Here is a 26858-nt window from a genome sequence, read left to right on the forward strand (position 1 = left end):
CCACCCGCTATGCAAACCAACTGGCTCAAACGCCTCGGGCCCCTGGCCATGCTGCTGCTACTAGCCTTCACCAGCCCGCCGCCGAAGAAGATCAAGCTCTACCTCGTCGGCGACTCTACCATTGCCCAGAAAATCAAGCAGACCTTTCCCGAAACCGGCTGGGGCATGCCGCTGCCCACCTACTTCGACTCCACGGTCGTCGTCGATAACCGGGCCCAGAACGGGCGCAGCACCCGCACCTTCCTGGCCGAGAACCGCTGGCAGCCCATTGTGGATGCCTTGCAGGAAGGCGACTACGTCTTCATTCAGTTCGGTCACAACGACGAATCGGAAGCGCACCCCGACCGCTACACTTCACCGGCCGACTACCGCAAGAACCTGACGAAGTTCGTAACCGAGACGCGCAGCAAGAAAGGCTACCCCGTGCTGATTACGCCCGTCACCCGCCGCAAATTCGACAAGGAAGGGAAGATTATGGAAACCCACGTGGCCTATTCAGCCGCCACGATGGATGTGGCCCGGGAGCTGAAAGTGCCGCTGATTGACCTCGACAAGATGAGCCGGGAACTGCTGCAGAAGTACGGAGCCGAGCAGTCGAAGCAGCTCTTTCTGCAGCTCGAACCCGGCGACCATCCCAACTACCCTTACGGCCGCAACGACAACACCCACTTCAGCGAGCTAGGCGCCCGCAAGATGGCTCAGCTCGTGGTGAGCCAGGTAATAGCCCAGAAGCTCCCCTGCTGTCGGAGCGAATTGGTAAGCCCACGGCCAAGAACGCCGTGCCGCCCGCTAAGACTCCTGGTAAAGACGACCAACCCACCGCGCCATGAGAAAACTACTGAGTTTATTCGGCCTGCTCTTGCTCGTGGCGGGCCGCGCCCTGGGCTACGACTTCGTGGTAGCCCAGGATGGCTCGGGCCAGTACCGCACCGTGCAGGAGGCCTTCAACGCCGTGCCCGACTTCCGCAAGAAAGTCACCACCATCTTCATCAAGAAGGGGGTGTATAAGGAGAAGCTCATTCTGGCCGGCTCCAAGAACCTGGTCAAAATCATTGGCGAGGACCGGGAGAAAACCGTGCTGAGCTACGACGACTACAACCAGAAGAAAAACATCTTCGGCGAGGACAAGGGCACCTCGGGCTCGTCGAGCATCTACGTTTACGGCTCCGACTTCTCGGCCGAGAACATCACCTTCCAGAATTCCTCGGGGCCCGTGGGCCAGGCCGTGGCGGTGTGGGTGGCCGGCGACAAAGCCCGCTTCAAGAACTGCCGCTTCCTGGGCTTCCAGGACACGCTCTACACCTACGGCTACGGCAGCCGGCAGTACTACAAGGACTGCTATATCGAGGGCACCGTGGACTTCATCTTCGGCTCCAGCACCGCCTTCTTCGAGGACTGCACCATCTTCTGCAAGAAGGGTGGGGGCTACGTCACGGCTGCTTCCACCCCCGACAGCACCCGCTACGGCTACGTGTTTCAGAACTGCAAAATCACTGGCGACGCCCCGGCGGGCAGCTTTATGCTGGGCCGACCCTGGCGGCCCTACGCCAAAACGGTCTACATCCGGTGCGAGCTGGGCGAGCAAATCAGCACTGTGGGCTGGGACCACTGGGGCAAGGAAACCAACAAGCAAACCGCTTACTACGCCGAGTACCAGAGCAAGGGCAAAGGCGCTCAGCCCAAGCAGCGCGTGGCCTGGAGCCACCAACTTACCGACGAAGAAGCCAAGAACTACACCCGCGAGAAGGTCTTCCGCAACTGGGACCCGACCAAGGACTAAGCGAGAACCCGCCAATAGCCTAACAGCCTGTCATGTCGAACATGCTGCGCTTCTAGCAGATAGGAGGCATCTCGCGTGCAGCGGTGTTGTCATGCTTCGACTTCGTTTAGCATGACGTTCTTTTTCTAACAGCGCCAGCACGCGGGATTCTTCGCGGGGCTCGGAATGACGTTCTGATGTTTTCTTGTCAACAGATTAGTTGTCTCCTTATTTCTGCAAGGAAGGAATAAGGGAACAAGCCTTTTTTCCTTCCGCCCTGACTGCTCCATCATGCTCTTGCCCCGATTCTTGCTGACTGCCGGCCTTGTCGTAGCTGCCACTCAGCTCCACGCCCAAATAACGACACCGGCTCCCATTCCACCGGCCGCCAAACCGGCCCCAACGCCCGCCCCACCACAAGTTACGCGCATGACCGTGGCCCAGGATGGCTCCGGCGACTACCGCACCGTGCAGGAAGCAGTGAATGACTCCCGGGATTTGTCGCAAGTCACGGTAACGATATTCATCAAGAACGGCACCTATCGCGAGAAGCTGGTGGTGCCCTCGCACAAGACGCACGTCACGCTGCTGGGCGAAAGCAACACCGGCGTTATCATCAGCTTCGGCGATTATTCCGGCGATGCGCAGAAGCATAGTACGTATACCTCGCACACGGTGCTGGTGCAGGCCAACGACTTTACGGCCGAGAACATCACCTTCGAAAACTCCGCTGGCCCCGTGGGACAGGCCGTAGCCCTGCACGTGGAAGGCGACCGGGCCACGTTCCGCAACTGCCGCATGCTGGGCAACCAGGACACGCTGTATATGGCCGTCGAAAACAGCCGGCAGTATTACCAGAACTGCTACATCGAGGGCACCACCGACTTTCTGTTCGGCACCGCCACGGTGGTCTTCGAGGGCTGTGAGCTGCGTAGCAAGCGCAACTCCTACGTCACGGCCGCTTCTACCACGGCCCATCAGAAGTACGGCTACGTATTGCTCGGCTGCAAGCTCACGGCCAACGACGAGGCCAAGAAAGTGTACCTGGGCCGGCCCTGGCGTCCCAATGCCAAAACGGTGTTTATCAACTGTGAGTTGGGTGCCCACATTACGCCCGCCGGCTGGGACAACTGGCGCAACCCCGACAACGAAAAGACGGTGTACTACGCCGAATACAACTCTAGCGGCCCCGGCGCCAACCCCAAGGAGCGCGTAAAGTGGGCCCGCCAGCTCACGGCTAAGGAGGCCAAACAATACACGCTGAAAAACATCTTCGCCGGCGGCGAAGGCTGGGACCCGGCCCGCAAGTAGGAGAAAGCCTACTCGAGATTATCAGGTCGTTACGACGCCTGTTTTGCTTCAATCCTACCACATGCCCCTACGAACTACGCTTCTATTCGTCCTGATCTGGCTGGGTAGCCTGCCACTGTCTGTGCGGGCGCAGCCAGGCCGAATAGAGCAGGACCTTTCGACCCAGGACTGGAAGCTGTGGCTCGACCCCAAGGCCCGCTGGATTGAGGACCGCCTACTGGTGCCACCGGTGGACGTGCGCACGCTGCCCCAGCCCCAACCTACTGGCGGCTGGGCAGCGCTGAATACCGGCGACACCAAGACGGTGCACCTGCCAGCTACGGTGGAACAGTACTACTGGGGCCAGAACGGTAACGCGTTTGGGCTCAGCGGCAATTACCTCGGCGTATCGTGGTTTAGCACCAAGCTGCCCGTAGCCGCCGGGCTGCGCGGTAAGCGCCTCACGTTGCAGTTTGAGAGCGTACGGTTTCGGGCCGAAATCTTCATCAACCAAAAGCTGGTGGGCTACGACCTGGTCAACAGCACGCCGTTTGAAGTCGACATCACCGACTTCGTGCAGTACGGACAGGACAACGACCTGGCCATCCGCATCACCGACCCCAACGGTAACTTCGACTGGCGCGACTCCCAGAACTTCATGTGGGGCAGCTACCGCACGATTCCGACCCACGGCTTCGGCGGCATCACTGGCGGCGTGCGGCTGCGGGCCACCGAGCCGGTGTTTATCCACGACGTGTTCGTGAAAAACCAGCCCGACCCGCGCAAGATTGAGGTGGAAGTAACCGCCGACAACCGCAGCGGCCAGCCCGCAGCCGGCACGCTGCTGCTCCAAATTCAGGAGCGCAAGACTGGAGGCAAAACGGTGTTCAGCCAGCGCTACCCACTGAGCGAATTGCCGACGGGTCTTACTGTCAAGGCGGTGAGCGTGACGGTGCCCGAGGCTCAGCTGTGGAGCGTGGACAACCCGAACCTGTACGTGCTGACTGCCACCTGGCAGGGCAGCGACGAGCGCACCGACAGCTACGCCCAGCGCTTTGGCTTCCGGTGGTTTGAAATCCGGGACGTGGCGGGCCATGACCGGCAGTTCTTCTTGAACGGCCGGCGCATCGTGCTGCGCACCTCTATTTCCTGGGGTTTCTGGCCGGTGAATGGTATTGCGCCCAGTAATGCGCTGGCCCGCAAGCAGGTCGAAACGGCCAAGGCCCTGGGGCTGAACATGCTCAACTTTCACCGCACCATCGGCCAAACCAACGTGCTCGACTACGCCGACGAGCTGGGCCTGTTGTACTTCGAAGAGCCCGGCGGCAACTCCTACCCGGTCGACAAGTTCAACCCCACCGACTTGCTGGGCCGGCGGCAGACCGACTTTTACTTTGCCACCCGCACCGAGAAAGTGCTGCGCATGATCCGGCGCGACCGGAACCACCCCTCGTTGGTTATTTACAACTTCCACAACGAGCGGGGCGCCCCACCCCAGGACCAGGACCGGCAGCAGATGCTGGCCGCCCACGCCCTGGACAATTCCCGGCTGCTGACGTACAACTCCTCCAACGGCGACCCGACGCTCAAGCCCAACCCGCGCTTTAAGCTGCACCTGCTACCCTACAGCAACGAATTTCACGACTACGGCTGGTTTGACCAGCACCACGCCGGCGGCCCGGGTACCTACCACGACAACCTCTACACCAACCCCACCAGCTACCTGCGCTACACCGACCACCAGGACGAAATCATTTACTACGGTGAGGAAGGCGCCATCGGCACGCCGCCGCGGTTGGAGCTGATTCGCAACGAAATCCTGAAAACCGGCCGGGACCAGGGCTGGGAAACGGCCAGCTACCTGCAGTGGTACGACGCCTACGACCAGTTCCTGACCAACACGCCTGGCTTTCGGGCGGCCTTCCCGACGGTGGATGCGCTGACCAAGGCTATGGGCAACGTGGCCTATTATTACCAGGGCCGCACCATCGAAAACATTCGCCTCAACAACACCACCGACGGCTACGCCGTGAACGGCTGGGAAAGCATGATGCTGGAAAACCACTCCGGCATCGTCGACAACTACCGCAACCCCAAAGGTGACGTCGAGCTTATTGCCCACTACAACCGCCCGCTTTACGTGGCCGTGAAACTGAACCGCAAGGTCTTGGGCGTCGGCGACACGACTACGGTGGACTTGTTTATCGTCAACGAAGCTAACCTCAAGGGCAAGCTCACGCTGCTGGTAAAAGCTACCGACGAAAAAGGCGCCGTCGTGTTCAGCCGCAAGCTGCCCGTGCGCGTGAGTGGGGGCACCACCTACGGCGAGCTGCTGAAAGCCGGCCTGAAAGTAGTGCCCCGCACGGCAGGCTACACCCACGTGACGGCCGAGCTGCTTAGTGGCGGCAAAACGGTAGCCACCGGTAATGACTCCATGCTGGCCCTACGCCTCAACACGGCCGGAATTCCGGCCCAGGGCATGGTAGCTGATACCAGCGGGGTGCTGGGCAAGTACCTCAAATCGGTGGGCGTGGCGGGGTTCCGGGAATTTAAGTCGGGGCGGCCGGAGGGTAAGTATCTGCTCGTCGGGGCTTTCAACCCGCAGCAAACCGGCAACCCGCTGGTAACCGAAATCCTGGAGTGGGTGAACGAGGGCAACACGCTGATTGTGGTGGGCAACATCGACAAGTGGGCCACGCATTTGGGCCGCAAGGAAGTCGTGGATTACCGCGGCCTCAAGGAGCTGGGCACCAGCTGGTACGGTGGCAACTACTTCGTCAAAAGCCACCCGCTGTTTGAGGGCCTGCCCCAGAATTGCGTCTTCAACTGGGAATACCAGTGCTTTGCTACCTACAACCGCAGCCGCCTGGGCTTGCGCCTGTTCAACGGCGAAACCGTGGTGGGCTGCGTCTCCGACCACAAGAAGGAAGTGTACTCGGCCCTGAGTATCGTGCCCCACGGCCGGGGCCGCATCATCCTCTCGGCCCTGGACATGGCCGCCTGCCTCAAGGAAGTAGCGGTGGGCAAGCGGGCCGAGGGCGACGGGGAAAACGAGGCCATGAAAACCTTCAACACGTCCCAGAAAAACAAGGCCAATCTGGTGGGCCAGCAGCTCTTGCTCAACATGCTACGCTTCGCCAATAAAGCGGAGTAAGAGCCTACCTGCGCCAAACCGGGCAGCAACGCCGCTGGTTCTGTATCTTGGGGCCGCGCCCCCGCGCCCATAACCGCCCTGCCTTTGCCGTGAGAGAGTACGTGCTGTTCGTCGATACCGAAACCTCCGGCATTCCGCAGGACTGGACGCAGCCGTATTCGGTGCTGGGCAACTGGCCCCACATTGCCCAGCTGGCCTGGGTGGTATACACCAAAGCAGGCGAGGAAATCAAGGCCGAAAACCATTACATTCTGCCCAGCGACTACGACGTGAGCCCCGCCTCGGTGAGCGTGCACGGCCTGACCCGGGAGTTTTTGCAGGAGCATGGCCAGTCCCGGCACGAGGTGATGCACCGCCTGTTTCAGGACCTGCTGCGCTACGAGCCCCTGGTGGTGGCCCACTTCATGAAGCTCGATTTTCACATGCTGGGCGTGGGCTTCTACCGGGCCGGTCTGGAAAACCCCTTGGAAGTGCTACCCACCTTCTGCACCATGCTGCCCACCAGCAGCTTCGTGCGCAACGGGGCCCAGCGCTACCTGCGCCTGGGTGAGCTGTACGAGCGGCTGTTTAAGGAGCCCCTGGAGCGGCAGCACGACGCGCTGGTGGACGCCCAGGCCACGGCCCGCTGCTTTTTCGAGCTGTGGCGGCAGGGCGACGTCACCGAAAAAACCATTGCGGCCCAGGCGCCTTTCCGGCGGCCCACGGTCGCGGCGGAGCCCAGTTATTCGGCTATACTTGCCGGACTGCTGCTGTTGGCTCTGCTTCTGCTGGGCGTTTACTTTTTATTTCTCTAACCATGACCGACCGGATAGATTTCCTGCGCACTGTCAAGCCCTTTGACCTGCTGCCCGACGACGTGCTGCGCGAAATTGCCGAGCTGCTGGAAGAAGTGACCCACCCGCGCGAGGCCGTTATCTACATGCAGGACGTGAGCAAGCTGCGCGGCCTCGATATTGTAGTGGAAGGGGAGTACGAAACGTTTTTTTACGACAGCCAGCAAAACAAGCGCCTGGTGGAGCACTGTGGGCCGGGCTGCTGCTACGGTGGTATTTCGGTGCTGCTCAACAAGAAACGCTCCTTGCGCACGGTGCTGGCCAAGCGCGGCACCCGGGTCTACTTCCTGCACCGCCGCGACTTTAAGGCGCTGTGCCAGGCCTATGCGGGCTTCTTTGAGCACTTCACCACCAAGTATGGGCAGCGTATGCTCGACGACGAGTATGCCCACTTCGTCAAGCTCAACCAAACCGGCAGCATCGCCCAGAACTACCTGGCCTCCGACCAGCTCTACTCGCGCCGTCTCGAAGCCGTAGAGCTGCGCGAGTTACTGGCCTGCCCCGGCACCACACCCATTCACGAAGTGGCCCGCCGCATGGCTGAGGCCCGCACCAGCTGCTACTTCATCACCGACGACACGACCGGCACCGTTACGGGCTACGTCACCGACATCACCCTGCGCGACAAAGTAGTAGCCGGCCTCATCGACGCCCGCCAGCCGGTGAGTGCCGTCATGGATGCGCCCGTGGTCAGTATTAGCGCCCAGGCCTACGTGTATGAGGCCATTCTGCTGATGTTTCAGACCAAGACCCGCTACTTACTGGTGCAGGGCGAGGCCGGGACGTACGTCGGGTTTGTGAGCCGCAACAAGCTGCTCAGCGACCAGGCCCAGTCGCCGTTTATCTTCATCCAGTCGGTGAAGCAGGCCGTGTCGGGCCAAGAGCTGCGGCGGCGCTGGGAGCAGGTGCCCGACATGGTCTATCAGCTCCTGGACCGCGGCGTCAAGCCCGAAATTGTGAACCAGCTCATCACCAGCATTTCCGACACCATTGCCCTCAAAGTCATTGAGGGCGTGATTCAGGAACTAGGGCCGCCGCCGGCCAAGTTCGTGTTTATGGTGCTGGGCAGCGAGGGCCGCAAGGAGCAAACCCTACTCACCGACCAAGACAACGCCATTATTTACGAAGACAAGGCCAACGAGCAGCGCGAGGCCGTGCGGGCCTACTTCAAGCAATTTGCCACCCGCGTATCCGACCAGCTCAACGACATCGGGTTTAGCTTCTGTGAAGGCGGCTTCATGGCCAAAAACCCGAAGTGGACCCATTCCTTGTCGCACTGGAAGCGCAACTACACCGAATGGATCAGCGAGTCGAACCCCGAGGCCGTGATGCAGTTCGCCGCCTTCTTCGACTGCCGCTACCTCTACGGCGACGCCACCATCATGGAAGAGCTGCAGGCCTTTCTGAGCGAGCAGCTACAGGTACCCCACGACCGGTTTTTCTATTACATGGCTATTAATGCCCTGCAGTTTGAGCCCCCGCTGACGTTTTTCCGCAACATCCGCACCTTTACCGTAGGCTCCCAACAGGTGTTCAACCTGAAGAAAACCATGACGCCCATCGTAGATCTGGCCCGCATCTACGCCCTCAAGCACCGCATCTTTCTGACCAATACCGGCGAGCGGCTGGCGGCCCTCCAGGAGCAGGGCGTGTTCTCCGATAAAGAGTACCACGAGCTGCTGCAGTCGTACTACTACCTGATGGGTATGCGCCTCAAGAAGCAGGCCGTGCAGATCATCAGCGACAAACGCCGGCCCGATAATTACATTGACCCCAAGACCCTGACCCGGGTAGAGGAGGTTAGCCTGAAGGAAATCTTCAAGGTTATCGGCGACTTCCAGCTCAAGATTAAAGTTGGCTTCGCCAAAACCTTATAAGGTGGGGCCTAGTCGGAAAATGCTCGTTTTTGGCTTCCTTACGTCGCCTTTTCAACCCCACCTACGTTCTATGCTACTGCCAAACCCTACTTCGCTACTTCCTTTCCGCTCGTCCCTGCTGACCGGCAGCCTCTCGGCCGCACTGCTCCTGGCGGGCTGCGAGCAAGCCAAAAAGCCCGAGCAAACGGCCGCCTCACCCGGTGCCGCGGCCTCATCCGCAACCGACTCACTCAAGAACATGCCCACTTCCGCTTCATTCGGTAAAACCACAGATGGTACCGAAGTCCAGCTCTACACGCTCACCAACGCCCACGGGCTGAAGGCCACCATCACCAACTACGGCGGCATCGTGACCAGCCTACAGGTGCCCGATAAAGCCGGCCAGCTCGGCGACATCGTGCTGGGCTTCGACAACGTGAGCGGCTACCAGAGCCCGGAGTACCAGAAGTCTGGTCCTTATTTCGGGGCCCTGATTGGCCGCTACGGCAACCGCATTGCCAAAGGCCAGTTCACCCTTGATGGCAAAGAGTACACCCTGGCCAAAAACAACGGGCCCAACCATTTGCACGGTGGCCTCAAGGGCTTTGATAAGGTGATCTGGCAGGCCGAGCCGGGCCGCGGCGAGGCGGGTCAGTCCCTGAAGCTGACCTATGTGAGCAAAGACGGGGAGGAGGGCTACCCCGGCAACCTGACCGTGACAGCCACTTACACGCTCACCGACACCGACGAGCTGCGCATCGACTACACGGCCACCACCGACAAAGCCACGCCCGTCAACCTGACCAACCACAGCTACTTCAACCTCGGGGCGGGCCAGAGCAAAGACGTGCTAAGCCACCAGGTGCAGCTGTCGGCCGATAAGTACACGGTGGTAGCTGCCGACCTGATTCCGACCGGAGAGCTGCGCGCCGTGACAGGCACACCCTTCGACTTCACTACACCCCATGCTATTGGGGAGCGGATAGCCCAGGTACCCGGCGGCTATGACCACAACTGGGTACTCAACGACACGGGCAAGCTGCGCCCGGTGGCCATGGTGGTGGAGCCCGCCTCGGGCCGCACCCTGCAGGTGCTCACCACCGAGCCCGGCATCCAGTTCTACACCGGCAACTTCCTCGACGGTAGCCTCACGGGCAAGGGCGGTACGGCCTATGGCAAGCACGCGGGCTTCTGCCTCGAAACCCAGCACTTCCCCGACTCGCCCAACCAGCCCAAGTTTCCCAGCACCACCCTGCAGCCCAGCACCACCCTGCAGTCGACGACTATTTACAAGTTTGGTATTCAGCCGGCCAACCCCGAGGCGTAACCTACTTGGTCAACTTTTAGATATTGGTAAAAACCGCCTGGGAAGCTTATCCCAGGCGGTTTTTTGTGGGGTAAGAAGTCAGGGCAAAGGGAAGCAACGGAAAGCAGATTAGTATTTTTTTCCAACACCGGAGGAGTTTCTCCGTAAGAGGCTCTACCGTGGGTAACCACCGCGGTTCCTTCTCTCTACTTCATAAAACTCTCACGACTATGAAAACTGCATTCGCTCTCGCTGCCCTTTTTGCTGCTGGTATCACTTCGGCTTCGGCCCAAACGACTTCGGGTTCTACCACCGCCGGTGCTTCGACATCGGGCACGTCCACATCCGGCTCGATGACGAGCGGTTCGATGACCAGCGGTGCCTCGACGTCCGGCACGATGAACACCGGCACGACTAGCGGTACGATGGGTACCACCAGCGGCACCATGGGCACCGGTACCACCAGCGGTACTTACAACACTGGCACGACCAGCGGCACGATGAACACCGGCACTACGTCGGGCTCGGGCTCGATGGGCACCGGCACCACGTCTGGCACGATGAGCACCACCTCGGGCTCGGGCTCGATGGACACCGGCACCACCTCGGGTTCGACTATGAGCACGGGCGCTATGGAAGCTGACGGCACCAAAGTGAAAAACAAAGCCAACAAAAAAGGCAAAATGAAGACCAAGGATGACAGCATGAAGGCTAAGGCTAAGACCAAGCCCGGCATGTAATTCCCCCGGAATTCTGACAACAGCCCCCGTTACCTCTGGTAGCGGGGGCTGTTTGCTTGTGGGTATCCTGGCCTTGCCATAGCACTCCGGCCAAGTGCCAGGGGCTATTTTAGCTAGCCGTTCTATTTCTTACCAATTGGTAACGTGGGTACCGCCGGAGCACTTCGACCTTTGCAGTGTAATTCCACGATGATGAAAGGCAATACAGTACTGACTGGCCGTAGCCGTTTTCTGGGGACGCGTGCCACCATCACCCTAGCGGAGACCGGCTATACCATAGCTGGTAGGCTGCTTTGCCTCAGGCTCATACTGGCAGCGTAAGTAGTCCCATGGAAAATCTACGCAAGGCATTCGGGTTCGGGGGCGTGCTGAGTGCCGACGAAATTGCCCATGTAACCGGCCAGTTTGTACCGCAGCATTTGCGGGCAGGCGAGCATTTCTTTGCCCCGGGCGACTACCCCAACCAGCTAGGCTTCGTCAGCACCGGGGTATGTCGGCTCTACCTGGTGGGCCGGGAGCCGGAAGAAGAAGCCACCCGGTGCTTCATTCGGCCCCACCAGTTTATCCTGGACCTAGAGAGCTTTCATAGCAACCAGCCTACGCAGGTCGGCATTCAGGCCCTCACGGCGTGCGAGCTGCTGCTGCTTGACCGGCGTACTTGGCAGCAACTCGTGGTGGAAAGCCCTAAGCTATTCATCCTCAGTAAGCTGCTAACGGAAGTGGCTCTGCTCAACAACCTGAAGGATAGTGATTTTCTGCATTTCGGGACGGCTAAGCAAAAATATCAGGAGTTCGTTAAGCGCTACCCCGACCTGGTCCTGAGTGTGCCGCAACACTACATAGCGTCTTATCTGGGTATTACCCCACAGTCGCTCAGCCGCATCCGCAAAAGCACAGGTAGCTGATGGGTATGCCTCTCTGATAGTCTGGGCAATCTGGCCGGTGCGGTCCCAGCGTTCGGATAGGTGATTTAACAAGGCTTTTTTCATTTTGTAAACTCAGCATCTTTCATGGCACAGGTTGTTCTTATTACGGGTGGCACGATGGGGATTGGTCTTGGTTTAGCGAAAGCCTTCCTGGCACAGGGTGCGGCTGTCGCAGTCTGTGGCCGGTCTAAGGAAGCCCTCGAAAACTTTTCCCGGACCTACCCGAATGCGCTGGCAATCCAAGCCGATGTGACCAATGCGGCGGAGCGGGCCGCCATGCTGAACCGGGTAGCGGAGCGGTTTGGGCAGCTCGATGTGCTGGTCAATAATGCCGGCCGTTTCATCGAGCGGGACTTTACGACCGGGGTTGACCCGACAGCAGACCTGGAACAGGAGGTTGCGCTTAATCTGACGGCCCCCATCCAATTGACCAGTGAAGTCCTCGTCCGCTGGCCCGCCCTTACGGCACTCGTGTTCGTCACCTCCGGCTTTGCATTAGTATCTCCTACGCGGGCACCGACCTACGGGGCGGTAAAGGCTGGCCTGCATGGCTTTGCCGAAGGGCTGCGCCGACAGCTTGCGCCGAAGGGAACTCACGTGCTGGAACTGCTACCGACCACTACGGACACTCCCAGCACCGCTCACGAAACGCGGAAGAAAATGACCGTAGAGGAAGTGGCAGCAGTCACACTTAGGGCGCTAGCGCAGCGGCAGCCTATGGCATTGCCGGGACCCATGAAGCTGTTGCCAACGCTGCTGCGGATTGCACCACATGCGGCTAGTCGCATGGTTGCTAACATCTAATGGAGAGCATAAAAAAGCGGGGTAAGCTTAAGATGTACGCATCAGACGCAGAAGCAAGACCTATAAATTGCTCACCAGTGCGAAGCCACTGAAGGCTAAGAACCTACCGCTCTACATGCGACTGTTGGACTAAACCTTTAACCAAGGCTTATATTGCCAGCAGTTTGCGCGTGTTATGTCTCTAACTGGGTTCTGGAAATCGTTTTGGCCTGTCTACTTGGTAGCCCTGGCCCTGCTGTGGGGCAATTCTTACCGGATGCTGGTCAACCACTCGGCCAGCTATACCATTGATGAGCACAGCTACCTGCAGATGGCGCAGGGCAATTTCGACGTCAACGTCACGCACCGCTACCGGGTACTTCTGCCGCTGGCGGCGGGCTCGATTACCCGAATACTAGCCGGGCCAACTGACTTAACTACCAACGGGGCCGGCCCCTCCCCGTTGAAGGCCAGCTTTTTTGTCATCAATACGCTGGTACTGGCCGCAGCCGGGCTCTACCTCTTCCGTCTGGCCCGCGCCCACGGGGCCGCAGCCGGCCCGGCGCTAATCGGCATGGCTGCCGTCATTACGTGCGGCGCGGCGGCCTACGTGACGGGCTTCGTGCTAGTGGACAGCGCCGTGGTACTGATGGTAGTGCTTCTGTACTATGCCCTGACCGTGCGCTCGGGCCCACTGCTGCTGGCCGTGACCGTGCTGGCTCCGGTGCTGAAGGAATCTTTCATTCTATTTCTGCCCCTGGTACTGCTATACGGTGGCTTTGTGCCGCTGTGGCAGCGGCTGCTGGCTCTGCTGGGCGCTGCCGCCCTAGTAGCAGGGCTGCACGCCGTGGTAGATGCCCTGGCCCCGCCCACTGCCTTAGGCAGCGTAGTCAATGCACTGAAACACGGCAATAATATGCTCAGCAACCTGCGCTGGCTGTTTTCTGCCCGAGGCTTATTTATCTGCAGTGGGGTGTATGGGCTCTTCAATCTGGTGCTGCTGGCTGGGTTCTGGGGCGGGAAGCAGGCCCGGCAACAGTGGCTGGCCCAGCTCCGGCTGCCGCTGGCTGGCTTTGTGCTGGCCATTGTGCTGGTACACATGCTGCTTTCGGGCGAGATGAGTCGGATGCTGCTGCTGGCGGCACCCGTGGTGAGCACCGCCGTGGCCTTGATTATAGACCGACACCCGTTGTTCACGGAGCTGCGCCGCCTGCTGCCGACCCCGCTGGCCAACTAGCCACTTACCGTTCCTTGCTCCCCTCGCCTGATGCCGCTGTACCCGTCCGCGCCCGTTGATGAGACTTCAACCAAACCCACTTACCGGCCGGAGCTGGATGTTTTTCGGGCAGTTGCCATTCTGCTGGTGCTGGTTTCGCACTGGTTTCCGGCCACTAACTCCTGGCTGGATCTGGGCGGAGTGGGGGTAACGGCCTTTTTCGTGCTCAGCGGCTTTCTCATCACCTCGGTTCTGCGGCGGGCGGCGCCCCAGGCTACAGGTACTGGCAAAGGCCGGGTTGCCTTCTCGTTCTTTGTCCGGCGGGTTTTGCGCCTGTTGCCTGCCTACTATTTTGCTTTGCTGCTGGCCTGGGGACTGAAGTTGCCCTATATGCAGGGAGCCTGGCAGTGGTTTGTGCTGCACGGGGCCAATATATTTCTGTTTCGGCAGCAGCAGTGGGGTGAAGGCATGGGCCATTTCTGGTCCTTGGCAGTAGAGGAGCAGTTTTACCTTTTCTGGCCCGCAGTTATCCTGTTGCTACCGCGCTGCTGGCTAGGAGTGGGGCTTACGCTACTCGTGGTTACGGGTCCTCTGATCCGCTGGTGGCTGTTGCAGCGCACCGGCACCACTTTCGCGCTCATTCTTACGCCCGCCTGCCTCGACCTCTTCGCGCTGGGCGCTGGCCTTAGCCTGGTGCTGGAAAAACGGCCTCTCTCAACCCGCTTCTGGCTGGGAGTGGCGTTGTTCAGCGTCGGCCTGTATTGCATGCTGAGTGCCAATAAATTTGCCGCGTGGTTTGCCTTCCTAGGGCCTTCCTGTATGGCTCTGGCCGCGGCTGCCGGCATTGCCCTGGCTCTTACTACTGCTTCCCAGCCCACCCGGTGGCTGCTGCGGCAACCCCTTCTCGTGACTATCGGGCGGCTAAGCTACGGACTGTATCTGTATCATCTGTTTATGCCCGTCATCCTGCACCGGGGGCTGCATCACCTGGGCGGTTTAGTTGCGCAGGGGCGTTACTATCAAGCTTTCCTGGCCTGGGAAACTACCGGTTGGGCCGGGGCCGTCATGGCGCTAATGTTACTGGCTCTGGCGCTCTTCTCCTGGCAGGTTATCGAACAGCCCTTCCTGCGTTTGCAGCGCTTTTTTCCGTATGGAAAAGCGCAGACCCAGGCCCTGGACAAGCAGTAAGCTGATTCTCTGTTCGGCAGCGGAGCTTTTTGGCAATGGGTTAGTAGAGCACACTTTAAGCTAGATAACAGCCGCGGGTTGAGTACCAGAATGGCCAAATAATAAGCTGGACCGTACACGGCTATAGACTTTTTGTTTCCTAGCCCTGTTTGAATTATGAAAACTACCCTCTGCCTTCTCGTGCTGCTGGCTGCCGCAGGATTCAGTAACGCCCAAACAGCCCCGACGCAAACCGCTACTACCCAGACCTCCACCACGACAGCCGCTCCCCAAACCACTCAAGCCACCCAGGCGAAGCGCACTGTCACGACGCGCCGCAAGCCCGCCCCAACTGCCACGCGGCGTACCACAACTACGCACAAAAAAACCACCGAGCGTAAAGGCTTGTAAGAAGCTGGCCTGGCTGCTAAGCCACGTTTGAATGATACCCAAAAAAGCCCGCCGGAAGCAGTTCCGGCGGGCTTTTTTGGGTATTTGTAAGCGGCTGTCCTTAGGAGCGTTGGCCCTGCAAGTCGGAGCCAAGGCGCAGCAGCAAGTCGCCGATGGCACGCACGTCGGCCTGCTGCTCGGGGCTGGCCTGGAAGGCGTACTGCGTAGTCTGGGAACCCAGTAGGCTCAGGGCGCGGCCAATGGCAGCCCCGTCGAGCTTGGGTGCCGTCAGCATCGACTGCAGGTTGCCCAGCTCCCGGGCAATGTCCTGCAGGGCTGGAATGCCGCTCTGCAGAAATTCCTGCTGCCAGGCTTCCGTGTTGTCCATGGCGGCGCTGATGGGAATGCTGGTCAGGCCTTGTTTGAGGGCCGCAATGGTATTGGCAAGGTGGTTTTGGGGCAGGGTGTCGTTAGCCATGAGGCAGAAAGGAATAAGGAAAAAGGAAAGATAAATCAGGAAACGGACCCGGCTTCGGCGGCTACCAGTTGCAGCTCGCGCAGTACGCTCACGGCCCGGCAGGCACTGGCTTCCTTGTCCTTTATTTCGAGCATGATATCCACGTCGAGGCCGTGCAAGTGGGTTAGGAATTCGCGGAACAGCTCTTCTTCCAGCGTGCTGGTGTGTTTGCCTTTTCGTTCGCCCACCTGCTGGGAGCTGTAGTCCATCATCAGCACTCCGTCGCGCTCGGGGTGCCAAGTGCCAGCGGCCAGTTGCAGGGCCTCGGCCATGGGCTCACCGTGGTTGAGGCACTCGTGGTGGAAGTTGTCGAACAGAATCGGAATGCCCACGGCCTCATGCACCCGCAGGCAGTCGCGCAGACTGAAAAGCCGGTCGTCATTTTCAATAACCAGGCGGCGCTGCACTGCCACCGGCAGCTCCCGGTAGGTGGCAATAAACCGGCTGATGGCCAGGTCCCGGTCGCCGTAAAGGCCGCCGACGTGGATCTGAAGTTTGGCCGTGCTGTCGAGGCCCATCAAATCGAGCATCGAGCCCTGGTACACCAGTTCGGCAATGCTACGCTCCACAATGTCGGCACTGGGTGAGTTGAGCACCACAAACTGGTCGGGGTGAAACGAGATACGCATGCGCTGGGCCTTAACGTAGTCGCCGATGGCCCGAAACTCACTGGCAAAGCGCGTTTGCCACGGAAACGTGTTGATGGGGTGGGAGCCAAAGGGCACGATGCCCGAGCTGATGCGGAAAAAGCGCAGCTCATTGGCTACGTTGTACTCCAGAATCCGCTGCAGGCACAGCAAGTTGCTGGCCACGGCCAATTCTACCCGTTCCGCCGAATACGACGCCAGCCGAAACGTGGCCGACGAGGTGCAGTCCAACGATTCATTTACGCAAGGATACCCGATTCTCATACGCCGGGTGTACGCGGGCCGAAAACGGAGGTTGTTTTTTAATGCGGGGGACTGTGCGAATGTGGGAGAATGGGAGAAATAAAAAGAGCCTGTCCTTGGGAGCAGAGCGAAGCTATTCCGGCCGCTGAAATGTGCGGAGCTACCTTCACTGAAAAGCCCTTTATCGGTGGTTCGATAAAGGGCTTTCTGAGCAAAGGACGTAACTACCTTCGCCGAGGACAGATTATGCGCTGTGCTCGTAAGGACACATGACGTATTAGCGCCTCAGCTCCTTCTCCACATTCACACAGTAAAAACAACCCTACTCATACCCGCGGTTGTCTTTGAAGTTGCGGTTGTATTTCTGGCGAGCTTTTTCGGCGGCTTCGGCTTTTTCCTGGGCCTGGATGGCCTCCATTTTGCGCCGTTCCTGGCCCGCGCGGGAAAACTGGTCGTAAATCAAGCTGATGGGGCTGGCTAGCGTCGGAACCGGGGCGCGGGGGGCAATGGTATCCACCGGGAACAGGGGCTTGGGTGGGGGCGGGCGGCGTACGGCGTTGGCCGGGGGCGTAGGCCGGCGCACATTGCGCAAGGCCCGGTTGATAACGGCCCGGTCGGGGCGGCCTTCCTGAATGCGTACCTCGCCGAGCTGAATACTGTCGCGCACCAGGTAAATCTGCACGATAATCTGCGACAGGCCCGTGCGGTCCAGCGGGAGGCGCTGGGGCTTGAAACCCACCGCCCGGAACAACAGCGTGTCGGTATTGGCCACGGTAATGCTGAAGTCGCCTTCATTATTGGCTACCGTGCCCTTGTTGGTGCCCTGCACAAAAACGGCCGCGCCAGGAATGGCTTTACGGTCTTTGGCCCCGAAACGGTACCTGTCACCCGGACCTGGGCCGTAGCCACAGTGGCCCACACGAGCAGGCCGGCCAGTAGGTGCAGGGCCCGGGCGGAGCATACGTGTTTTAGTACTTGAGCGAAACCCTTCACAAAACGGATAAGAATGCAAACTATGGGCAAGGTAGTCACCAATGGAGCCCAAACTACCGGGTACCGTTGCAGGTAACGGTGTCGAAACAACGAAAAAAATCCCGCAAAGGTGCAGATCCGGCCGCGCCGAATGATTCCCGCCGCTGGCTTCGCAGTTCCTGGGCTAGTAAAGAACCCAACCCAATGGCCGTAAAAAAAGCCCGATCGACCAGACCGGGCTTTTTATCTACTGGGGCGGAAGTTTAGCAGCTTCTTACTCCGTTTTGGTTTTGGTGCCGTCGGCATCCTTGGTTTTCACCTTGCCGTTGTCTTTCACCTTGAGCTTGTTGCCTTCAGCGTCTTTGGCCTTGAGCTTCTCCAGCTGGGTACCGCCCTGCATTGAGCCGCTGGTCGAGCCACTCGTCGACGCGTTGTCAGTCGTCGTGGTGGTCGTGCTCATCTCGGTGGTGCTCATGTTCGAGTCATCCGTGTTCGACGACATGGCTGAGTTGTCGTCCATGTAGTTCGACTCGTCGTAGGTCGCACGGTTGGTTTCGTAAGCCTGATACTGGGTCGGCTCGGTGAAAATCGACTTGAACTCGGTATCTGTCTGCGTGTTGGCCTCGCGCATGGCAGCAGCCATACCCGTGGTATCGGTCGTGTATTGGTTACGCAGCTCACCTAGGCGACGGGCGCGGTTGTAGTAGGCCATCCGCACGCGCGACACTGTGGCCGTGTCCTGGATTTTCATGTCCGAGGCCATGCGGGTGGCAATAGTATTGGCCCGGGTGCGGTACTGGGTATCCATGTCGCTGGTGTTCATGGCTGTGCCACCAGCAGCGTCGGTGGTGGTTGTGGTCGTGGCAGTATCGGTAGTCTTTTCCTGCGAGCAGGCCGCCATTGTGAGTGCACCAGCACACGACAAGAGCAAGAGTGTCTTTTTCATATGAAGAGAGGTCGAGAGTTGTGAGAGAAAGCAAAAATGAATGAGGGCATATACGCGGCAGTAAAATGCGCGGTTACTTCAGCTTGGATTAGAAAATAAAAAAAGCGACTAGGAATAATCCTAGCCGATTTTTTCAGAGGAATTACTTGTCGGACTTAGGCCCGGCGCAGCTCAAACACGGTAATTTCGGGCAGGAAGCCCACCCGGCCCGGGTAGCCGATAAAGCCCAGCCCGGCATTCACGTACAAGTATTGCTTGCCGCGCTGGTAGAGGCCAGCCCATTGCTTGTAGGCGTACTGCACCGGGCTCCACTTCAGAAACGACAGGTTGACGCCAAACTGCATGCCGTGGGTGTGGCCCGAAAGCGTGAGGTCAATGTCCTCGTACTGGTGCACTTCACCGTCCCAGTGCGAGGGGTCGTGGGAAAGCAGGATTTTGAAGGGCGCATCGGCCTGGGCGTGGGCTTTGGCCAAGTCGCCGTACTTGGGGAAGCCCATTCGTGCGCCCCAGTTTTGCACCCCGATAACCGCAATTTTCTCGCCGTTGCGCTCAATGTGTTCGGCTTCGTCGAGCATTAGGCGCCACCCAATTTTGGCGTGGTTTTGCTTCAGGCGGGCCAGGTTGGCCTCCTTGGCTGCCCGTCCACCCTGCTCAGCCCAGTTGATGTAGTCGGCGTAGTCGTGGTTGCCCAGCACCGACAGAATCGGCAGCTTGGACTGAATACCAGCCAGGGTTTCGATGTGCTCCTCCACCTCGTGGGCGTAGTTATTCACCAGGTCGCCGGTCATAAAGACCAGGTCGGCGTTCTGCTTGTTAATCATGGCTACGGCGCGCTGCAAAGGCTCCTTCGACTGGAACGAGCCGGTGTGCAAGTCCGAAATCTGCAGCAAGGTAAAGCCGTCGAACGAGGCCGGCAGGTTCGGGAAGCGCAGCACCACGCGCTTGACGGTATAGTCGGTGCCACCCTTGACCATGCCCCAGATCAGCGACACGAAGGGAATGGCGCCCAGCACCAGGGCCAGCTTGCTGATAAACTCGCTGCGGGAAATAGCCGGCCCGGTAGCGGTGCCGTCAGATTGGACCATTTTCTGATACGCCCAGCGCCCAATTCGAACTACATCTTCAATCAGCAAGGGCAGCAGAATCACGATTTTGGCGGCAATCATGGCCAGTAGCAGGCCGCCGAAGTAGGAGCGGAACGAGGCGTGCTGGGTGCGGTTCATTAGGGCCCAGAAACCTAGACCCCAGATGCCCAGTGTGAGCAGCCAGTAAGCAGTGCCGGCCACCTTGCGGGTGACGGGAGTAGCGCTTTGCAGCGCGGTGCGTACGGCCTGAAAGCCATACCATTCGGCCACCAGAATCAGCAGCAGAAAGAAAATACCAGAAAGGGAACGAGACATAGTGAGGATAAAAACTCCGTGGCGGGCCCACAGGTGCGGGGCCCGGCGTATCAACGAAGACGATGGAGTCGGGTTTTTACTTTATTTTCCGGTCACTACAACAAGTATACCTTATGCAAGAGTTTGACAATCTGACTAGAAATCTATCCGAAACGGCCGCCGAGGCTGCCAATCCGGTGTATTACCAAACTCCCGCAAGCTTCAGTATCAAGAGCTGGGCTGAGGAAGACCGGCCCCGGGAAAAACTGATGCAGAAGGGCCGCACAGCCCTTTCTGACGCCGAGCTAATGGCCATTTTGCTGGGCTCGGGTACGGCTAAGCTCTCGGCCGTCGACGTAGCCAAGCTGATTCTGGCGGCCGTGAAAAATGATTTAAACGAGTTGGCCCGGCTGTCGGTCAAGGAGCTGATGCGCCACAAAGGTATCGGCGAGGCCAAGGCCATTACCATCGTAGCGGCCCTGGAGCTGGGTCGGCGGCGCAAGGAAACGGCCGCCGCGGCCCGCACCACCATCACCTGCTCCCTCGACATCTACAACCTGGTGCGGCCCAACCTGCAGGACCTGCCCCACGAGGAGTTCTGGGTGATTTTGCTGAACCGGGCCAACGTGGTAATGCGCAAAACCAGCGTCAGCAGCGGGGAGTGGCCGGCACCGTGGCCGACCCGAAGATGATATTCAAGGAAGCCCTGGAGCAGCTGGCCAGCAGCATTATCTTGGTCCACAACCACCCCAGCGGCAACCGGCAGCCTTCCGCCGCCGACATTGCCCTGACCCGCAAGCTCAAGGAAGGCGGGCAGTTTCTGGATCTGCCCGTACTCGACCACCTCATTTACACCGACCACGGCTACTACAGCTTCGCCGACGAGGGAATTCTGTAGGCCCGCTTTAGGGCGCCTCAATGTTGCGACGGGAGCCCAGGCCAAACACGAGGTTGAGGGCCGCAATCAGGTTGCCTTCCTGGATGGTGGTGCCGTCGAAATTGCGGCCTAGGCTCAGGGTCAGCAGCTGGTTGGGCAAAAACGGGTACTCCACATTGAACACGTACCGATTCGACGAGAGCCGGCCCCGCTCCAGGACTTCGCGGTGGGCATATTCCACCGACAAGGAGCCTTTCTGCCGCAGTACCTTGTTGTAAATGAGGCGTCCGCCAGCGTCGAAGCTGGTTTGGGCGAAGGCCTCCGCGGTGCTGGGCGTGGTCAGCAGGCGGGCCACCCCCAGCACCGACCAGGGCCGGTTGGGCACCTCGTAGCCTCCGGTAAGCCACACGCCCCACTTGTCGACGCGGCTGTTGTTGAAGCGCTGGTCCGGGAAGTCGAGGGCCACGCCGCCAGCCACGTCGAGTTTCCAGCCGGAGCGGGTAAAGGCCACGTTCGACAGCCGTTGCATAGCCTTGGTGCGGGCCTCGCGAATCTTCACGTCGTCCTCCCGAATCTGGCGCTCAATCCTGTTGACGTCCTGGGTGTAGGCCGCAAACTCAGTGGGCTTCGTAGCCGGGTTGGGCACGCCGCTGGGGTATTTGGTGCGCATCAATTCACGTAGCCGAAGGTCGAACCCGCGGTTTTCCAGCTCGGCGGCCCGCTTGCGGGCTTCAATGGCGTTGGTAACAGCCGTATCCAGCTGACCGCGCAGCACTGAAACCTTCAGGCCCGCCCCGAGCTTGGTGGAGCCAACTCCGGCCCCGGCTACTTCCGGCTGGGCCACTCCGAGCGAAAACTGCAGAGTCTGGGGCATAATGTCGGCTACCTTGTTGGAATTATACTCCTGGTAGGACATGCGCTTGCCATTATCGCGCAGCATCCAGTAGGGGCTAAACTGCACCGCAAAGTTCTGGGGCAACGCCGTAAAGCCCTTGGTGGCGTTGTTGATAACCAACGACAAATCGGTCAGGTTGGTGGGCTTTTCAATGGTGGCGGGCTCAATGCCCATCAACACGAAGGCCGGGGCCGAAGGCGCCGCCAGCAGGTTGAGCTTGGGCGCCTCTTCCGTGGTTTGGGCGGCGGCCAGACCGGCCCGGAAAAGCAAGGCCACGGCCGTGCTTAGCACTACAGTTGGTTTCATAGCAAGGAAGTAGGCAGGGCGGAAGCCGAAGGAAATTCGGTTTACACAAAGTCGATAATGAGCACGATGTTGAGACTATCCCAATCGGTCTGCACCTTATCGGTAATCGGAATTAGCAGCGGGTTGGCGCCCCCGGTGAGCGAAACTTCCACGAAGATGTCGTTGGTAGCCGGATTCACGTCGAACACGGTGATAGTGGCCAGCAGCTGCCGGTTGCGCAGGTCGGCCGCTGGCCCCAACCCGACGGGGCCAAACGTATCCTGCCAGACCGTGCCGATGGATTGGTCCCGAATGGATAGGCGGGTCAGGGCCCGCTGTCCAAAGCCCACCAGGGCCGAAAGCTCTACCTCCGCAGCATCGGCAGCCAGACGGTAGGTTTGAAAGATGATCTTGGCCATGGGGATATGCCGGCAAAGTAAGGATTAATATATTGGTTGTAAGATATATACTTTGCCTTGCTGAACCAAGCTCAGCCGCTGAAAGCGGCGCTGCTGGCAATGAGGGCTGCTTGGGATGCACCTAGTATCTTTGGCGGGCTATGCGCATCAACCCCAAACTCCTCATCGGCCTGGGCCTGCTGGTGGTCTTTGCTTATTTCCTGCAAGACCTCGTGCTGGGCCACGACCAGTACGCCACCGGCATTCAGAAAGCCCGGACCGAGAAAAACAACTCCTTCCGGCGGATGAAGGACTCGCCGCTCAACGCCGAGCAACGGGACCATTTCGACTCGCTACGCTACTATGCGCCCGACAAAGCCTTCCGCGTGACGGCCCAGCTCGAGCGGTTTGCCGCGCCCGATACCGTGGCCATGCCGCTCACGGATGGTAAGGCCGATAAGTACTTGCGCTGGGGCAAAGCCACGTTTGAGATGAATCAGCAGGCTCAGCAACTGGTCTTGTTTCTGAAAGTGAACGACGACAAGCCTGAGCTGTTCGTGCCCTTCACCGACAAAACCAACGGCTTCGATACCTACGGCGGGGGCCGCTACCTCGACGTGCCGCTGCCGGCCGAGCAAGACAAGCAGATCGTGCTCGACTTCAATGCGGCCTACAACCCGTTTTGCGCCTACAACAACGAGTATTCCTGCCCCGTGCCGCCGGCCGACAACCGTCTGGCCGTGCCCGTGCCGGCCGGGGAGAAAAGCTTTCCCGAAGAAGACCACACCGGCCATTCGCACTAGCTTTTCGCCGCTTTTCCCGAATCCGTACCTTTGCTGAGCTGGCGGCCGGTTTTGTGCCGGCCGGCTGGCCCCTGACAACCGACTATTTCCGATGAAAATATCCCTCGACTGGCTCCGTACCCTGATTCCGACCGACAAACCCGCCGTGGAAATCGGCCAGCTGCTCACCGGCTCCGGCCTGGAAGTAGAGGGAATCGAGGAGCTTGAAAGCATCCCCGGCGGCCTGCGCGGCGTGGTGCTGGGCACGGTGCTCACCTGTGAGCGGCACCCCGACGCCGACAAGCTTAGCCTAACCACCGTGGACGTGGGCGACGCCACGCCCCGCCAGATTGTGTGCGGTGCCCCCAACGTGGCCGCCGGCCAGCGCGTGGTAGTGGCATTGGAAGGTGCTATGCTCTATCCAGCCGCCGGGGAGCCGTTCAAAATCAAGAAGTCCAAGATTCGCGGTGCGGCCTCCGAAGGCATGATTTGCGCCGAGGATGAAATCGGTCTGGGCCAGTCGCACGCCGGTATCATGGTGTTGGAAACCGAGCTGCCCAACGGCACGCCCGCCGCCGACTACTTCGGCCTGGGCTCCGACTCGGTCTACGAAATCGGCCTGACGCCCAACCGCGCCGATGCCGCCTCACACTACGGCGTGGCCCGGGAGCTGCGCGCTCTGCTGCGCCAGCCCTGCCAACTGCCCGACATCAGCCAGTTTCACGCTCCGACTTCGGCGGAAAACAACATCAGCGTAGAAATTCAGGATACCGAGGCCAGCCCGCGCTACGCTGGTCTGCTGCTGGAGAATATCAAGGTTGGCCCTTCGCCCGAGTGGCTGCAGCGCCGCCTGCGCAGCATCGGCCTTTCGCCCATCAACAACGTGGTGGACGTGACCAACTTCGTGCTCCACGAGCTGGGCCAGCCCCTGCACGCCTTTGATGCCGACCAGATTACGGGCAATAAAATCATTGTGAAGCGGGCTGCCGAAAGGGAGAAGTTCGTAACGCTGGATTCTGCAGAACGGACGCTGAAAGCCGCCGACCTGGTTATTGCCGATGCCAACGGGGCGCCCATGGCTCTAGCTGGGGTTTTCGGGGGCAAAACCTCAGGCGTGTCCGACGCTACGACCCGCGTGTTCCTGGAAAGCGCCTATTTCCAGCCCGCCGCCGTGCGCAAAACCTCCCAGGTGCACCAGCTCAAAACCGACGCCTCCTTCCGTTTCGAGCGGGGCACCGACCCGCACATGGTGCCCGTGGCCCTGAAGCGCGCGGCGTTGCTGCTCCAGGAAGTGGCCGGGGCTACCATTGCCGCGCCCATCGTGGATGAGTACCCCCAGCCCATCAGCCACACGCCCGTGCGCCTGCGCCTGCCCCGCGTCGAGCGGCTGGTGGGCCAGTTCATTGCGCCCGAGCGAATCCGCCAAATCCTCACCGACCTCGACATCCTGATTGCCGAGGAAAGCACCGATGCCGCCGGCCACGCCGAATGGATACTCTCTGTGCCCCCGCACAAGGTGGACGTGACCCGGGAAGCCGACGTTATCGAGGAAATCCTGCGCATCTACGGCTACAACCACGTGGCGCTGCGGCCCCACAACTCGGCTTCTTACCTGGCCAAGTTCCCCAACCCCGACCCCGAAGTACTGCGCCAAAACACGGCCCGCCTGCTCAGCGGCCAGGGCTTCTCGGAAATCATTACCAACTCGCTAACCAACTCGCTCTACTTCGAGAAGGAAGGGGAGAAGGATGAGACGCTAGTGCCAGTGCTCAACTTCAACAGCGCCGATCTGAACGTGATGCGCCCCACGGTACTGCACTCGGGCCTGGAAATCATCCGCTACAACGTCAACCGCCGCCAGCGCGACCTGAAGCTCTACGAGTTCGGTAAAACCTACCACCGCGAGGCCGAGGGCAAGTACACCGAACGCAACAAGCTCGTCATCTTTCTGACCGGTAACACCGCCGCTGAAACTTGGCAGCAGAAGTCCGACAAAACAACCTTCCACCAGCTGGCCGGGGCCGTGCAGCAGGTACTGGCTTCGTTCGGTTTCGCCCAGCCCGCTTCCCAGCCGGTGCAGCATCCCTACCTGGCCGGAGGGCTGACCTTGCTGACTCAGAACCAGCCGGTAGCCCACCTCGGGGCCGTGTCACCCGCCATCCTCAAGCGCCTCGACGTCAACCAGGCCGTGTGGTACGCCGAGCTCGACTGGGATTGGCTGATGAAGAAGTACAAGAACACGCTCACGGCCAAGGAACTGGCCAAGTTCCCCGAGGTGCGCCGCGACTTGTCGGTAGTAGTCGACCGGACCGTGACCTTCGACCAGCTCCGCCAGATTGCCCAGCGCACCGAGAAAAAGCTGCTGCAGAGCGTGAACGTGTTTGATACGTACGAGGGCGAAAATCTAGGCGCAGGCAAGAAGTCGTACTCGGTGAGCTTCACCCTGCAGGACCCCACCCAAACCCTTACCGACCAAGCCATCGACGGCGTGATGCAGCGCCTCATCGGCCAGTTCGAAAAGCAGGCCGGCGCCCTGATCCGAAAGTAAAGGGTAGAGTCGAAGCAAAAAAAACGTCATGTCGACCATTGGGAGACATCTCGCGTGCTGAAGTCGCCAGAGTAATCTGATTACCACAGCACGCGAGATGTCTGCCGGTGCTCGACATGACCGTTTACGGTTACGCTTGTTGCAACCCCATACAAGTAAACTCCCTAGTCCTTTTTGGTGTTAAGGACCGTTGGCTGAAGAGACTTAAAGCACAACTTTAACTGCAAAGTACCAGAGCCCGTAACTTCGTCTTACATTAGCCAGTAAAAATTTCTGTTCGATGGCCTCTTCCAAGCAACTTGCCCAACTAGACCGCTTAGAGCGTCAGGTGACGTCTTTAGTGGCTGCCTATCAGGGCTTGCGCGAGGACTTGGCCGATGCCCAGACCACCATTCAACAGCTCCGGGCTGACGTGCGCGACCGGGAGCGGCAGTTGAAGGATTTCCAGAATCAAGAGAATATCGCTAAACTTGTCAATACCATAGCAGGGGAACCTGCCAACGCAAACGAGCTGAAACTTCGCCTCAACGAATATATCCGCGAAATAGATAAGTGCCTTGCCTACTTGAGAGAGTAACCACCTTACCACCCCACGACTGCTGCTCCCGATGAGCGAACTTTCCATCAAAATCCGCATTGCCGACCGGGATTACCCTATGCGGGTAGCCCCCCAGGAAGAGGAGCGTCTGCGCATGGCAGGCCGCCTCTTGGGTGAGCGAATCAAGGAATTTCGTGAGCAGTACGGCATTCAGGACAAGCAGGATCTGCTGGCCATGATTGCCTTGTCCACCATGGCTGACAGCTTGAAGGTCAGCAAGGAAAAGGACGGCACCGATGCAGCCCTCACCGAGCGCCTGGCGCGTTTGGATGAACTGCTTTCGGGAGTGGTGCTGGGCTAAACGCACTGGCGCCGGCATAGTTTCAGACTCGAATCGGGTGGGGCAAGCGG

General features: G+C 59.6%; 24 protein-coding genes and 1 pseudogene. 18 read left to right on the forward strand and 7 right to left on the reverse strand.

Translation table 11 applies throughout. The features are described 5' to 3' along the window. The first annotated feature begins 9 nt into the window (after positions 1–9). The 13 genes from MUN80_RS09235 (at position 10) to MUN80_RS09295 (ending at position 15441) form a co-directional block, all read left to right on the forward strand. Positions 10–1008 (forward strand): rhamnogalacturonan acetylesterase, encoded by a 999-nt coding sequence (locus MUN80_RS09235; RefSeq protein ID WP_244722652.1) that lies wholly within the window; start codon positions 10–12, stop codon positions 1006–1008. Further along, entirely contained in the window at positions 896–1780 is an 885-nt protein-coding gene (locus MUN80_RS09240; protein ID WP_244724870.1) for a pectinesterase family protein, read from the forward strand. Before MUN80_RS09235 ends, MUN80_RS09240 begins: the two co-directional genes overlap by 113 nt. Before the next feature lie 270 nt (positions 1781–2050). Beyond that, positions 2051–3070 carry a pectinesterase family protein gene (locus MUN80_RS09245; protein WP_244722655.1) on the forward strand — a complete coding sequence of 340 codons (1020 nt, stop codon included), beginning with the start codon at positions 2051–2053 and terminating at the stop codon, positions 3068–3070. Positions 3071–3131: 61 nt separating this feature from the next. Next, positions 3132–6203 (forward strand): glycoside hydrolase family 2 protein, encoded by a 3072-nt coding sequence (locus MUN80_RS09250; RefSeq protein WP_244722662.1) that lies wholly within the window; start codon positions 3132–3134, stop codon positions 6201–6203. Between the two features lie 89 nt (positions 6204–6292). Beyond that, a complete protein-coding gene (locus MUN80_RS09255) occupies positions 6293–6997 on the forward strand; it encodes a 3'-5' exonuclease (RefSeq protein WP_244722663.1) in 705 nt (234 codons plus the stop codon). A gap of 2 nt (positions 6998–6999) precedes the next feature. Then, the gene (locus MUN80_RS09260; protein ID WP_244722664.1) at positions 7000–8913 is read left to right on the forward strand and encodes a DUF294 nucleotidyltransferase-like domain-containing protein; all 1914 of its coding nucleotides are present in this window, start codon (positions 7000–7002) and stop codon (positions 8911–8913) included. 70 nt (positions 8914–8983) lie between these two features. Continuing rightward, a complete protein-coding gene (locus MUN80_RS09265) occupies positions 8984–10219 on the forward strand; it encodes an aldose epimerase family protein (RefSeq protein WP_244722665.1) in 1236 nt (411 codons plus the stop codon). Between the two features lie 209 nt (positions 10220–10428). Beyond that, positions 10429–10938 (forward strand): hypothetical protein, encoded by a 510-nt coding sequence (locus MUN80_RS09270; RefSeq protein ID WP_244722668.1) that lies wholly within the window; start codon positions 10429–10431, stop codon positions 10936–10938. Positions 10939–11267: 329 nt separating this feature from the next. After that, a complete protein-coding gene (locus MUN80_RS09275) occupies positions 11268–11843 on the forward strand; it encodes a Crp/Fnr family transcriptional regulator (RefSeq protein ID WP_244722670.1) in 576 nt (191 codons plus the stop codon). A gap of 105 nt (positions 11844–11948) precedes the next feature. Then, positions 11949–12668: an SDR family NAD(P)-dependent oxidoreductase gene (locus MUN80_RS09280; protein ID WP_244722673.1), complete on the forward strand. Its 720-nt coding sequence runs from the start codon at positions 11949–11951 to the stop codon at positions 12666–12668. A gap of 175 nt (positions 12669–12843) precedes the next feature. Beyond that, positions 12844–13884 (forward strand): hypothetical protein, encoded by a 1041-nt coding sequence (locus MUN80_RS09285; protein WP_244722676.1) that lies wholly within the window; start codon positions 12844–12846, stop codon positions 13882–13884. Positions 13885–13914: 30 nt separating this feature from the next. Continuing rightward, positions 13915–15051, forward strand: coding sequence for an acyltransferase family protein (locus MUN80_RS09290; RefSeq protein ID WP_244722679.1), 1137 nt, complete (start codon positions 13915–13917; stop codon positions 15049–15051). Positions 15052–15207: 156 nt separating this feature from the next. Beyond that, on the forward strand, positions 15208–15441 hold the full coding sequence (locus tag MUN80_RS09295; RefSeq protein ID WP_244722681.1) for a hypothetical protein: 234 nt from the start codon (positions 15208–15210) through the stop codon (positions 15439–15441). Positions 15442–15541: 100 nt separating this feature from the next. Here MUN80_RS09295 and MUN80_RS09300 read toward each other — a convergent pair whose 3' ends face one another. The 5 genes from MUN80_RS09300 to MUN80_RS09320 all read right to left on the reverse strand — a co-directional run bounded on the left by MUN80_RS09300 (position 15542) and on the right by MUN80_RS09320 (position 20145). After that, positions 15542–15898: a hypothetical protein gene (locus tag MUN80_RS09300; protein ID WP_244722684.1), complete on the reverse strand. Its 357-nt coding sequence runs from the start codon at positions 15896–15898 to the stop codon at positions 15542–15544. A 35-nt stretch (positions 15899–15933) separates the two neighbouring features. After that, entirely contained in the window at positions 15934–16848 is a 915-nt protein-coding gene (gene uvsE, locus MUN80_RS09305; RefSeq protein WP_244722687.1) for a UV DNA damage repair endonuclease UvsE, read from the reverse strand. 301 nt (positions 16849–17149) lie between these two features. Continuing rightward, on the reverse strand, positions 17150–17788 hold the full coding sequence (locus MUN80_RS09310; protein ID WP_244722689.1) for a carboxypeptidase-like regulatory domain-containing protein: 639 nt from the start codon (positions 17786–17788) through the stop codon (positions 17150–17152). A 285-nt stretch (positions 17789–18073) separates the two neighbouring features. After that, complete coding sequence (locus tag MUN80_RS09315) at positions 18074–18745, reverse strand: hypothetical protein (protein WP_244722692.1); 672 nt, start codon at positions 18743–18745, stop codon at positions 18074–18076. Between the two features lie 155 nt (positions 18746–18900). After that, entirely contained in the window at positions 18901–20145 is a 1245-nt protein-coding gene (locus MUN80_RS09320) for a metallophosphoesterase (RefSeq protein WP_244722695.1), read from the reverse strand. A 248-nt stretch (positions 20146–20393) separates the two neighbouring features. Between MUN80_RS09320 and radC the strand changes: the two are divergent. Continuing rightward, positions 20394–21022: pseudogene (gene radC, locus MUN80_RS09325) on the forward strand (RadC family protein). A gap of 7 nt (positions 21023–21029) precedes the next feature. On the opposite strand, the gene MUN80_RS09330 reads toward radC, so the two are convergent. Together MUN80_RS09330 and MUN80_RS09335 are read right to left on the reverse strand one after the other, a co-directional pair. Beyond that, positions 21030–22202 (reverse strand): hypothetical protein, encoded by a 1173-nt coding sequence (locus MUN80_RS09330; RefSeq protein ID WP_244722698.1) that lies wholly within the window; start codon positions 22200–22202, stop codon positions 21030–21032. Positions 22203–22243: 41 nt separating this feature from the next. Further along, the gene (locus MUN80_RS09335; RefSeq protein ID WP_244722700.1) at positions 22244–22600 is read right to left on the reverse strand and encodes a hypothetical protein; all 357 of its coding nucleotides are present in this window, start codon (positions 22598–22600) and stop codon (positions 22244–22246) included. Positions 22601–22740: 140 nt separating this feature from the next. Here MUN80_RS09335 and MUN80_RS09340 point away from each other — a divergent pair, with 140 nt between their 5' ends. From MUN80_RS09340 to MUN80_RS09355, 4 genes are all read left to right on the forward strand, one after another. Then, positions 22741–23382 (forward strand): DUF1684 domain-containing protein, encoded by a 642-nt coding sequence (locus MUN80_RS09340; protein ID WP_244722703.1) that lies wholly within the window; start codon positions 22741–22743, stop codon positions 23380–23382. A 91-nt stretch (positions 23383–23473) separates the two neighbouring features. After that, a complete protein-coding gene (pheT, locus tag MUN80_RS09345; protein ID WP_244722706.1) occupies positions 23474–25909 on the forward strand; it encodes a phenylalanine--tRNA ligase subunit beta in 2436 nt (811 codons plus the stop codon). A gap of 280 nt (positions 25910–26189) precedes the next feature. Next, positions 26190–26486 (forward strand): hypothetical protein, encoded by a 297-nt coding sequence (locus tag MUN80_RS09350; protein WP_100334523.1) that lies wholly within the window; start codon positions 26190–26192, stop codon positions 26484–26486. Between the two features lie 31 nt (positions 26487–26517). Then, positions 26518–26808 carry a cell division protein ZapA gene (locus MUN80_RS09355; RefSeq protein WP_100334524.1) on the forward strand — a complete coding sequence of 97 codons (291 nt, stop codon included), beginning with the start codon at positions 26518–26520 and terminating at the stop codon, positions 26806–26808. Positions 26809–26858 lie beyond the last annotated feature (50 nt).

The organism is Hymenobacter cellulosivorans (assembly GCF_022919135.1).
In the GTDB taxonomy this organism is placed as follows: Bacteria; Bacteroidota; Bacteroidia; order Cytophagales; family Hymenobacteraceae; genus Hymenobacter; species Hymenobacter cellulosivorans.

Coding starts and splice junctions, on each gene's coding strand:
- MUN80_RS09315 (WP_244722692.1), bottom strand. CDS start 18,745: ATGAAAAAGACACTCTTGCTCTTGTCGTGTGCTGGTGCACTCACAATG.
- MUN80_RS09330 (WP_244722698.1), bottom strand. CDS start 22,202: ATGAAACCAACTGTAGTGCTAAGCACGGCCGTGGCCTTGCTTTTCCGG.
- MUN80_RS09245 (WP_244722655.1), top strand. CDS start 2,051: ATGCTCTTGCCCCGATTCTTGCTGACTGCCGGCCTTGTCGTAGCTGCC.
- MUN80_RS09290 (WP_244722679.1), top strand. CDS start 13,915: ATGCCGCTGTACCCGTCCGCGCCCGTTGATGAGACTTCAACCAAACCC.
- MUN80_RS09310 (WP_244722689.1), bottom strand. CDS start 17,788: ATGCTCCGCCCGGGCCCTGCACCTACTGGCCGGCCTGCTCGTGTGGGC.
- MUN80_RS09265 (WP_244722665.1), top strand. CDS start 8,984: ATGCTACTGCCAAACCCTACTTCGCTACTTCCTTTCCGCTCGTCCCTG.
- MUN80_RS09275 (WP_244722670.1), top strand. CDS start 11,268: ATGGAAAATCTACGCAAGGCATTCGGGTTCGGGGGCGTGCTGAGTGCC.
- MUN80_RS09270 (WP_244722668.1), top strand. CDS start 10,429: ATGAAAACTGCATTCGCTCTCGCTGCCCTTTTTGCTGCTGGTATCACT.
- MUN80_RS09350 (WP_100334523.1), top strand. CDS start 26,190: ATGGCCTCTTCCAAGCAACTTGCCCAACTAGACCGCTTAGAGCGTCAG.
- MUN80_RS09280 (WP_244722673.1), top strand. CDS start 11,949: ATGGCACAGGTTGTTCTTATTACGGGTGGCACGATGGGGATTGGTCTT.
- MUN80_RS09285 (WP_244722676.1), top strand. CDS start 12,844: ATGTCTCTAACTGGGTTCTGGAAATCGTTTTGGCCTGTCTACTTGGTA.
- MUN80_RS09260 (WP_244722664.1), top strand. CDS start 7,000: ATGACCGACCGGATAGATTTCCTGCGCACTGTCAAGCCCTTTGACCTG.
- MUN80_RS09250 (WP_244722662.1), top strand. CDS start 3,132: ATGCCCCTACGAACTACGCTTCTATTCGTCCTGATCTGGCTGGGTAGC.
- MUN80_RS09235 (WP_244722652.1), top strand. CDS start 10: ATGCAAACCAACTGGCTCAAACGCCTCGGGCCCCTGGCCATGCTGCTG.
- MUN80_RS09295 (WP_244722681.1), top strand. CDS start 15,208: ATGAAAACTACCCTCTGCCTTCTCGTGCTGCTGGCTGCCGCAGGATTC.
- MUN80_RS09340 (WP_244722703.1), top strand. CDS start 22,741: ATGCGCATCAACCCCAAACTCCTCATCGGCCTGGGCCTGCTGGTGGTC.
- pheT (WP_244722706.1), top strand. CDS start 23,474: ATGAAAATATCCCTCGACTGGCTCCGTACCCTGATTCCGACCGACAAA.
- MUN80_RS09320 (WP_244722695.1), bottom strand. CDS start 20,145: ATGTCTCGTTCCCTTTCTGGTATTTTCTTTCTGCTGCTGATTCTGGTG.
- MUN80_RS09335 (WP_244722700.1), bottom strand. CDS start 22,600: ATGGCCAAGATCATCTTTCAAACCTACCGTCTGGCTGCCGATGCTGCG.
- MUN80_RS09355 (WP_100334524.1), top strand. CDS start 26,518: ATGAGCGAACTTTCCATCAAAATCCGCATTGCCGACCGGGATTACCCT.
- uvsE (WP_244722687.1), bottom strand. CDS start 16,848: ATGAGAATCGGGTATCCTTGCGTAAATGAATCGTTGGACTGCACCTCG.
- MUN80_RS09300 (WP_244722684.1), bottom strand. CDS start 15,898: ATGGCTAACGACACCCTGCCCCAAAACCACCTTGCCAATACCATTGCG.